Here is a 9,165-nt window from a genome sequence, read left to right as displayed (position 1 = left end):
ACGCTGCCGCGTCCATCGCAAGCCCGGCTCGCAATCAAGACGACAACGAGATCGCCCCTCAAGGATGAGCCGGGATGGCCGACACATACGCCGTTTCCGAATTTCGGTAAAGTGGAATATTTTTGCGCGCACGGCTTGACACCGACGCAGGTCGGGCTGTCAGGGTATTTCGTCCGACGGCGCAGCCCACCGGCGCCGCCGAGATGCTGGTGACGAGCCAAAAGGCCTAGTGTCCGCTTGCGGTCGCCCAGGAGCTGCCTGCGACAATCCGAGTCCGCCGCCGACATAAAGACGCAACAATTTCGAGGCTTCTCGATTGCCCCTGCCTTGAATTACCCCTCCTCGGAGTTCCCATGTCTTCTGCCGACAAGCCGGCGACACGCCTTGCGACCAGGCTTGCCTTCCTCGTCGCGGGCTTCGGTATCGCGTGCTGGGCACCGCTGGTGCCGTTCGCGAAGGCGCGGCTCGCCGTCGACGACGGCATCCTCGGACTGCTCCTGCTCAGCCTCGGCATCGGCTCGGTCGTCGCGATGGTTCTGACCGGCTTGCTGAGCGCGCGCTATGGCAGCAAGCCGATCATCATTGCGGGCGGGCTCGGTCTTGCCCTGGTCCTGCCTCTGCTGACGATCGCGAGCTCGCCCGCGACGCTGGCGCTGGCGCTCTTCGCGTTTGGCGCCGCGCTCGGCTCCATCGATGTCGCCATGAACATCCACGCGGTTGAGGTGGAGCGGGCCGCGGGACATCCGCTGATGTCCGGCTTCCACGCGCTGTTCAGCATCGGCGGCTTCGCCGGGGCCGCGCTCATGACCGCACTGCTCTCGCTGCAACTCGGCGCGCTCGCTTGCACGCTGATCTGCTCCGTCCTGATGCTGATCGCGATGCTGGCGGCCTGGCCGCGGCTGCTTCGCTCCGTTCAGGTGCAGGAAGGACCGCTGTTCGTGTTGCCGCATGGCGCCGTGCTCCTGCTCGCGCTGCTTTGCGCCATCACGTTCCTGGTCGAAGGCGCGATGCTCGATTGGGGCGCGTTGCTCGTCATCGGCGCGGGCCTCGTTTCCGAAGCGCAAGGCGGGATCGGCTACATCGTGTTCTCGGTCGCCATGACGATCGGGCGGCTCGGCGGCGACGCCGTAGTCGCACGCATCGGAGACCGCACGACATTGTTCTGGGGCAGCCTGATTGCGATCGCGGGTTTCGTGGTCCTGCTCACGGCTTCCGTCGTGGCGGTCGCCGTAGCCGGCTTCCTGCTCATCGGCCTCGGCGCATCGAACCTCGTGCCGGTGCTGTTCCGCCGGGCGGCGAGGCAGACGGTGATGCCGATGGGCCTCGCCGTCGCGGCGATCACCACCGCCGGCTACGCCGGCGTTCTCGTCGGCCCCGCCGGTATCGGCTTCGTCGCACGTCTTGGCGGATTGCCGGTGGCGTTCTGGCTCCTGACCGCGCTGATGGGCCTCGTCACGCTGACGGCGCGTATTGTTACGCGCGCCGCCAGCTGAGCGGCCTCACAAATTGCTCAGCCCGATCGATTTGATCAAGGGCGCGAGGCTTGCGGATGTGGCCTCGACGATGCGCTGGAATTTGTCCGGGCTTGAGTCATTGTCCGGCTCCATGCCCTGGGCGCGATAGCTCGCCAGGAGCGCCGTATCGGCCATGGCGAGCCGCGTCGCCTGCGCGATCCGGTCGATGATCGTATCGTCGGTGTCCTTGGGTGCGAACAGACCGAACCATCCCTCATACCGGATGCCGGGCATGCCGGATTCGACGGCGGTCGGGATCTCCGGCGCGCCGCTCAGCCGCGTTTCGGTGGTGACCGCAAGCAGCCTGACTTTCCCCGCTTGAGCCAGCTGCTGCAATTGAACGGACATGACGGCAATGACGAGCGATATCTGGCCGCTGACGAGGTCGTTGGTCGCCTGCGAGATGCCCCGATAGGGCACGTGGACAATATCCAGGGCCCCCGCCTGCTGCTTGAAGGATTCGCCGACCAGATGATTTCCGGTGGCGATCCCCGGCGTGCCATAGGACAGCTTTCCCGGATTGGCTTTCGCATAGGCGATCAGCTCGCGCAGGTTTGCGGCGGGCACCGAAGGATTGATGGCGAAAACCAGCGCGCTGTTGATCAGGCGGTAGATCGCGCGGAAATCGGCAACGGAATATCCGGGATTCGCCGACGTCATGGGAATGATGACCTGCGTGCTGCCGTTGCCGAGCAGCAGCGAATAGCCGTCGGGCTCCTCGCGCGCCACCGCCGCGGTCCCGATGGCGCCGCCCGCGCCGCCAATATATTCGACGAAGGTCGGCCCAAGCAGCGACGGCATCCTGTCCACCCAGGGGCGCGCGATCTGGTCACCCGATCCGCCGGCTCCGTAAGGAATCACCAAGCGAATGGGACGAGACGGATAGTCGGCAGCTTGTCCGTTGCGGGGAAGCGCGGTGAGCGCCGCTGCGCTTGTCAACGCGTGCACGAATTTTCGCCGCGTGAAAGAGGTCATGCTGCAAATTCCGGAAGTCGGCAGTCAATGTGGTGGCGGGACCGGCTCCCGGACGATGCCATCGCAGCAATCCGGCACGACAGTCAATGCTCCATCCGGACGAGCCGCGGTGTCATCGCATTGTCACGCCGGTCTAACTCTTTACTTTCCAAGCATAATTTCGCGAGCGAGCCGACCCAAGCCGTCCACGCAGGACTGGCAGCCCTGCCCACTGCTTTCGGCCAGTTTACTGTACGCCTCGTTCTGCTAGACCACAAAGTAATACATTTTGACTCCCTTCGAGGGGGCGATGGCGCGTGCCAGATCGTAGCGAAGACTCGGCCATTTCCTTTGGGCCATTTCGACTGTTTCCGAAGTCCCGGCTCTTGGAGAAGGAGGGCGCGCCGCTTCACGTCGGCGGCCGCGCGCTCGACATTCTCATCTTCCTTGCCGGACGCCCCGGAGAAGTCGTCGACAAGAGAGAGCTGGTCAAGCGCATCTGGGCCGGCGTCAATGTCGACGAGGGCAGCCTGCGCTTCCATGTCGCGGCGCTGCGCAAGGCGCTCGGTGACACCGGCAAGTCGGCCCGTTACGTCGTCAACGTGCCCGGCCGCGGCTATTGCTTTGTCGCCTCGTTCGCTCAAGCGGCTCTGCCGGCCGCCCCGGTCCCGGCCGAAACCGCCCCGCCCCGCTCCCTGCCCGCTCAGCTCACGAGGATGGTCGGCCGGGAAGACGTCATCGAGAAGATCTCGAACGGACTTTCGCTCTATCGCTTCATGACCGTCGTCGGGCCGGGCGGCATCGGCAAGACCTCGGTCGCCGTCACCGTCGGGCATCGCCGTTCCCAGGATTTCGGCGGGCGAGTCTTCTTTGTCGATTTCGGTCCGCTGAGGGATGGCAGTCACATCGCGACCACCATCGCTTCGGCGCTTGGACTGACCATCAGCGCGGAGGATCCGACGCCGGCCCTGCTGACGTTTCTGAAGACCGGCCCGGCCCTGCTGATCTTCGACAGTTGCGAACACGTGCTGGATCAATTGGCGCCGCTCGTCGAGCACATCGTTCGCGAGGCACCGCAGCTCCGCGTTCTCGCAACCAGCCGCGAGTCGTTCCGGAGCGAAGGCGAGCGGATTTTCCGGCTGTTCCCGCTGGATTGTCCGCCCGAGCGCGAAGGGCTAGCTGTCGACGAGGTCCTTGCCTATCCCGCGGCTCAACTCTTTGTGGACCGCATTGCGCAGAGCTCGGGCCCGTTCCAGCTCAGCGCGGAAGAGGCGCCCCTCGTCGCGAGCATCTGCCGGCGCCTCGACGGCATCGCGCTGGCGATCGAGCTCGCGGCAGGCCGCGTCAATGCTTACGGCATCGCCGGCACAGCATCCCTGCTCGACAGCCGCTTTTCGCTGCAATGGCGCGGCCGGCGCACCGCCGTGCCGCGGCACCAGACGCTCGCTGCGGCCCTGGACTGGAGCTACGACCTTCTGCCTGCCGCGGAGAGCGCCACGCTGCGACGCCTGTCGGTCTTTGCCGGGCCTTTCGCGCCGGAGGCGGCTGCGGCGGTCGCGTCCGGTGACGGCCTCAACGCGTCCGAGACTCTCGAAGCAATCGACAGCCTGGTGACCAAGTCGCTGATCTCGCCGTCGGGCTCGCGGACGCTGCGCTATCGGCTGCTCGACACCACGCGCACCTATGCATACGGAAAACTCAACGAGCTCGGCGAAGCCAGGCAGTTCGCGCGGCGTCATGCCGAGCATTTTCGCGACTTATTCGAGCGCGCGGAGGCCGATATTTCGACGCCGCTGCCCGAATGGCTGAGCATCTATGGCGCGGAGCTGGACAATGTGCGCGCGGCGTTGGACTGGGCCTTCGGGCCCGACGGCGAGGCGACACTCGGTATCGCGCTGACGGCGGCTGCGGTCACGCTGTGGGTGCGTCTTTCGCTGTTCGCGGAATGCCGTGAGCGCAGCAGAACGGCGCTCGCGGCGCTCGGAGACACCGCCGACGACGACCGCATCCGCATGCAGCTCCTGTCGGCGCTCGGATGGTCGCTGATGTATGGCGAGGGCCGCGCGCGCGAGGCTCGACCGATCCTCGAGACGACCCTCGATCTGGCTGACAGGCTCGACGACAAGGATTTCCGGCTGCGCGCGCTCTGGGGCTTGTGCATCGACCAGTTCAACAACGGACAGTTCGGCAAGGCCCGTGCGCTCGCCGAGCGCTTTGCGAACGCAGCCGCGAACTCTCCCGACAGGACCGATGTCATGCTGGGCGACCGGCTGATGGCCGTGGCGCTGCACTATCTCGGGGATCAGACCGAGGCTCGGCTGCGCATCGACCGGGTCAATGCATCGCTGCATGTGTTGGCGGAGAAGCCGAAAATCTTCCCGCTCGATCTGAGAATCTCGACGCAATATTTTCGGGCTCGCATCCTGTGGCTTCAGGGCCTGGCCGATCAGGCTCAGGCCCTCACGTCCAGGAACATCGAGGAAGGCCGCGCCAATGGCCACGCGCTGACCTTCTGCAGCGTGCTCGGACAAGCCGCATGCCCGATCGCCTTCTGGTCCGGCGATTTCGACGCCGCGGAGCGTCACGGCATCGAGCTGCTCGAACACACCGAGCGCCACGCCATCCGGCTGTGGGGCCTGTGGGCTAGGGCCTTCAACGCCGCCGTCATGGTCAAACGCGGCGACTCGACCGGCCTGCCACTGCTGCGCGAGGAGCTCAATCGCGCCGGCGATGCGCGCTTCCTGCCGCGTTTTCTGCCCCTGCTCGGCGAGCTCGCCGCGTGTTCCGGAGAGGCCGACCAGGTTGACCGCGGCCTCGACGTGATCGAGGACGTCCTGACCCGCTGCAACGACCGGCAGGAGCTCTGGTATCTGCCGGAGCTGATCCGCATCAACGGAGAGTTGATGCTCAGGAGCGCGCGGCATTCAGAAGATGCCGAGGCGCGCTTTCGCGAGGCCATGGACATTGCCGTCCAGCAAGGCGCGCGCTTCTGGGAGCTGCGAAGCGCGGTCAGCCTGGCGCGGTACATGATCGGGGCTGGCCAGAGCGCGGACGCCTTGGCGGTTCTTGATAACGTCTGCGGAGCGTTTGCCGAGGGCTCAGACTTCGCCGATATGCGCGTTGCCCGCGACCTGGTCGCAATTGCGAACCTGAACGCACGCTAACTAGCCTAGCCTGCCGCGGCAGCCCCGCGCCGCGGCAGTTTCCAGTCGGGGCGGATGAAGTGGCAGGTGTACCCGTCCGGATAGCGTTCGAGATAGTCCTGATGCTCCGGCTCGGCTTCCCAGAACTCGCCCGCGGGCGCGACCTCGGTCACGACCTTGCCAGGCCACAGACCGGACGCCTCGACGTCTGCAATCGTGTCCTTGGCGATCCGCTTCTGTTCGTCGCTCGTGTAAAAGATCGCGGAGCGATAGCTCGTGCCCAGATCATTGCCCTGGCGGTTGAGCGTGGTCGGATCGTGAATTTGGAAGAAGAACTCCAGCATGGTCCGAAAGCTGGTCTTGGCGGGATCGAAGGTGATCTCGATCGCTTCGGCATGACCTTCATGATTGCGGTAGGTGGCATTCTTCACCGCGCCGCCGGTGTAACCGACGCGGGTGGAGACCACGCCCGGCTGCCTGCGGATCAGATCCTGCATGCCCCAGAAGCAGCCTCCGGCTAAAACTGCGCGTTCCGTTGTCATATCTCCACTCCCAATTGATCCGTCTGTCCGTTCTGCATCCGTCGCATCCTATGCTTTTGGCGGCTCAGCCGATAGCCAGGCATTTGTCCATCCAGTTCCTCTCGCGAGGCGCAAGCTTCCAGAACCGGATGGAGACACAATGAGAGCGCGCCCTACGTCAGTTTGGCGTCGAGCGTGATCGCGGCGTTGAGCACTTTCGACACAGGGCAGTTCTTCTCGGCCTCGCCGGCGATCCTGGCGAAACCTGCGTCGTCGAGGTTCGGCACCTTGGCACGCAACGTCAGCGCCGATTTGCTGATCTTGAAGCCTTTGCCTTCAGGTTCGAGCGTGACCGCGGCTTCCGTCGAGAGCTCGTCAGGGGTGAAGCCGGCGAGTTGCAAGCCGAAGGCCAGGGCCATGGTGAAACAGCCGGCATGGGCCGCCGCGATCAATTCCTCGGGATTGGTGCCCTTCTCGTTCTCAAAGCGGGTCTTGAAGGAATAAGGCGTCGCGGCGAGCACGCCGGATTCGCTCGATAGCTGACCAGTGCCATCGCGACCGGTGCCCTTCCAGACTGCTGTTGCCTTGCGGATCATCTCAATTCTCCTGGTTGATTTTTTTGCACCGGCGCTCGGTACGGTACGAAAGCGACATTGGCACGACCGCCTGCCGCCGTTCCAACCGGCCGGGCGCCGCAGCGGTTCCCTCAAATCCCGTTCCGATAAAATCGGAACGAGACTTGATTCTTGCTTTGACGCGTTTTCTTCACGCGAACCGATATCCACTTCGCTCGAAAACGCTTTAGCTACCAATCTGTCCGACGTGGAAGCCGAGCCGGTTCTCGACGTCACCGGCGCGGTGGAAGCCGCGCGACATCAGCGCCTTGATGCGGGTCCGGCTCGCGGGGCGGCTGAGTGAGGCCAGGAAGGCGTCCCATTCCGGCTTGATCTCGACATCCGGCGGCAGGCTTGCGACGTCAACGAGGCGCTTGGTCTCGGCAATTGCCTCCTTGTCGAAGGACGCGATGCGCATCGCCAACGCCTCGACGAAGCCGTCGAGCTCGGCATCCGGCAACGACCGGTTCACATAACCGTAGCGTTCGGCGAGATCGCCGTGGATGTCGTCGGCGCCGAGCAGAACTTCGAGCGCGCGGCCGCGGCCCATCAGGCGCGGCAACCGCGCCATCGGCCCGCCGCCAGGTACCAGGCCCGCACCGACCTCCCATTGCGACAGAATCGCCTTTTCGCGGCTGGCAAAACGCATGTCGCTCGCGAGCGCCAGCTCGCTGCCGACGCCGGTCGCACGGCCCCTGATCGAGGCAATTGAAACAACGGGCGCGCGGCTGAGACGCACCAGCATGTCGGGCAGCGCCTGCAGGCCGGTCGGCCCGGGCGGGATACGAAGCGAATCCTCCAGGGGCGCGAGGAAGTCGTAATGCGTGATGAAGAAGCCTTCGACGGCACTGTCGAACACCACGACCTTCACCTCAGGATCGGTCTCGATCGCCGTGACGACGTCGTCGAGAAGCGGAAGCTGCTTGGGGCCGAAGATATTGACCGGGGGCATGTCGAAGGTGACACGCCAATACGACGGCAGCCGACGTTCCAGGCGGATTTGGTCGGTCGTGAAGGAGCGTTCGGGGCGGTTCATGATTGTATTCCTGTCTATGGGGAAAGAAGGGAACGCGCGGAAGTGCGCGTCCCCGAAGGTCTCAGATCGACTGACGCAGCGCTCGGAAGGCGGTGCGCATTTCCGCGCAGAACAACGCGGGCTGCTCCCAGGCCGCGAAATGACCGCCCTTGTCGAGACGGTTGTAGTGCATCAGTTTGGGATAGGCCTTCTCGGTCCAGCTGCGCGGCGCGGCGTAGATTTCGTCCGGGAAGACGCTGACGGCGACGGGAATCTTGATGTGCTTGGGCTCGAAGAACACCAGCTTGTTTTCCCAGTACAGCCGCGCCGATGACACCGCGGTGTTGGTGAGCCAATAGAGCGTGATGTTGTCGATCACGTCGTCGCGCGACAGCCCTTCAGTCTTGCCGTCGAACACCCGGGCGATCATCGCGGCGCTGCGCGCATCATGGTCGAGCATCCAGGACGCCAGGCCCGCCGGCGAATCCACCAGACCATAGAGCGTCTGCGGCCGGTTGGACATTTCGATCGCGTAGCCGAGACCGTGCTTGTAGAAATCATCGAGCTGATCGTAAGCGTAGCGCTCGTCGGCCGAAAGGTTCGAGGGCCGCGATCCGCCGGGCTGAAGCGCCTTGGCGATGTCGTCGGGAACGGTCGCCGGCATGTTGGTGTGGATGCCCAGCAGCTCGGGCGGCGCGATCACCGCCATCTGCTCCGTCACGGCATTGCCCCAATCGCCGCCTTGCGCGACATAGCGGTTGTAGCCGAGCCGCTTCATCAGCACGATCCAGGCGCGCGCGACGCGCTGCGGATCCCAGCCCAATTCCGTCGGCTTGCCGGAGAAGCCGTGGCCGGGCAGCGACGGGATCACGAGATCGAAGGCGTCCGCCGCCGTCGCGCCGTGTGCGGTGGGGTCGGTGAGCGGGCCGACGATCTTCATCTGCTCGACGATCGAACCGGGCCAGCCATGCGTGACGATCATCGGCAATGCATTCTCGTGCCTGGAGCGAACGTGAATGAAGTGGATGTCGACGCCGTCGATCTCGGTGACGAATTGCGGCAAGGCATTCAGCCGCGCCTCCATCTTGCGCCAGTCGTAGTCGTTCTGCCAGTAGCTCACGAGCTGCTGCACCGTCGTCAGTTGCACGCCCTGCGATTGATCGGCAACGATCTCACGATCCGGCCAGCGCGTCGCCGCAAGACGGCGGCGGAGATCGAGCAAATCCTGCTCGGGCACGCTGACGTGGAACGGGCGAACCGCTCCGCTCACGCCGGCCTTCGCGGAATGCAGCGGCAGCAGGCTCGATACGCTTGCGGCAACTGCGGTCATCGCGGCGTGGCCCAACAGTTGACGGCGGTCTGGATTGAGAATGTCGGTACGTGCTTGCGTGGCCATGTTCGATC

Annotated in this window: 7 protein-coding genes; 2 read left to right on the top strand and 5 right to left on the bottom strand. The window is 64.8% G+C overall.

The window, feature by feature from the left end:
- The first annotated feature begins 353 nt into the window (after positions 1-353).
- Positions 354-1,493 carry an MFS transporter gene (locus tag AC0L3S_RS17190; RefSeq protein WP_473260122.1) on the top strand — a complete coding sequence of 380 codons (1,140 nt, stop codon included), beginning with the start codon at positions 354-356 and terminating at the stop codon, positions 1,491-1,493.
- 6 nt (positions 1,494-1,499) lie between these two features.
- Here the strand turns inward: AC0L3S_RS17190 and AC0L3S_RS17185 are convergent, their stop codons facing one another.
- Positions 1,500-2,489, bottom strand: coding sequence for a Bug family tripartite tricarboxylate transporter substrate binding protein (locus AC0L3S_RS17185; protein WP_473260125.1), 990 nt, complete (start codon positions 2,487-2,489; stop codon positions 1,500-1,502).
- Positions 2,490-2,785: 296 nt separating this feature from the next.
- Here AC0L3S_RS17185 and AC0L3S_RS17180 point away from each other — a divergent pair, with 296 nt between their 5' ends.
- Positions 2,786-5,632, top strand: coding sequence for an ATP-binding protein (locus AC0L3S_RS17180; protein WP_473280051.1), 2,847 nt, complete (start codon positions 2,786-2,788; stop codon positions 5,630-5,632).
- A gap of 5 nt (positions 5,633-5,637) precedes the next feature.
- On the opposite strand, the gene msrA is transcribed toward AC0L3S_RS17180, so the two are convergent.
- From msrA to AC0L3S_RS17160, 4 genes are all read right to left on the bottom strand, one after another.
- A complete protein-coding gene (msrA, locus tag AC0L3S_RS17175) occupies positions 5,638-6,153 on the bottom strand; it encodes a peptide-methionine (S)-S-oxide reductase MsrA (RefSeq protein ID WP_473280049.1) in 516 nt (171 codons plus the stop codon).
- A 152-nt stretch (positions 6,154-6,305) separates the two neighbouring features.
- Positions 6,306-6,728, bottom strand: a complete 423-nt coding sequence (locus AC0L3S_RS17170) for an OsmC family protein (RefSeq protein ID WP_007601290.1) — start codon at positions 6,726-6,728, stop codon at positions 6,306-6,308.
- Between the two features lie 205 nt (positions 6,729-6,933).
- Positions 6,934-7,782: an enoyl-CoA hydratase/isomerase family protein gene (locus AC0L3S_RS17165; RefSeq protein ID WP_473260131.1), complete on the bottom strand. Its 849-nt coding sequence runs from the start codon at positions 7,780-7,782 to the stop codon at positions 6,934-6,936.
- Positions 7,783-7,843: 61 nt separating this feature from the next.
- Positions 7,844-9,157 carry an epoxide hydrolase family protein gene (locus tag AC0L3S_RS17160; RefSeq protein ID WP_473280047.1) on the bottom strand — a complete coding sequence of 438 codons (1,314 nt, stop codon included), beginning with the start codon at positions 9,155-9,157 and terminating at the stop codon, positions 7,844-7,846.
- Positions 9,158-9,165: the final 8 nt, after the last annotated feature.

This window comes from Bradyrhizobium sp. Ken01 (assembly GCF_055807355.1).
Note: the sequence above shows the minus strand (reverse complement) of the source record. Positions and strands in the feature narration are given on the sequence as shown.

Excerpts from the sequence above, each read along its gene's own strand:
- AC0L3S_RS17165 (WP_473260131.1), bottom strand. The coding sequence starts at position 7,782 with ATGAACCGCCCCGAACGCTCCTTCACGACCGACCAAATCCGCCTGGAA.
- AC0L3S_RS17190 (WP_473260122.1), top strand. The coding sequence starts at position 354 with ATGTCTTCTGCCGACAAGCCGGCGACACGCCTTGCGACCAGGCTTGCC.
- msrA (WP_473280049.1), bottom strand. The coding sequence starts at position 6,153 with ATGACAACGGAACGCGCAGTTTTAGCCGGAGGCTGCTTCTGGGGCATG.
- AC0L3S_RS17160 (WP_473280047.1), bottom strand. The coding sequence starts at position 9,157 with ATGGCCACGCAAGCACGTACCGACATTCTCAATCCAGACCGCCGTCAA.
- AC0L3S_RS17185 (WP_473260125.1), bottom strand. The coding sequence starts at position 2,489 with ATGACCTCTTTCACGCGGCGAAAATTCGTGCACGCGTTGACAAGCGCA.
- AC0L3S_RS17170 (WP_007601290.1), bottom strand. The coding sequence starts at position 6,728 with ATGATCCGCAAGGCAACAGCAGTCTGGAAGGGCACCGGTCGCGATGGC.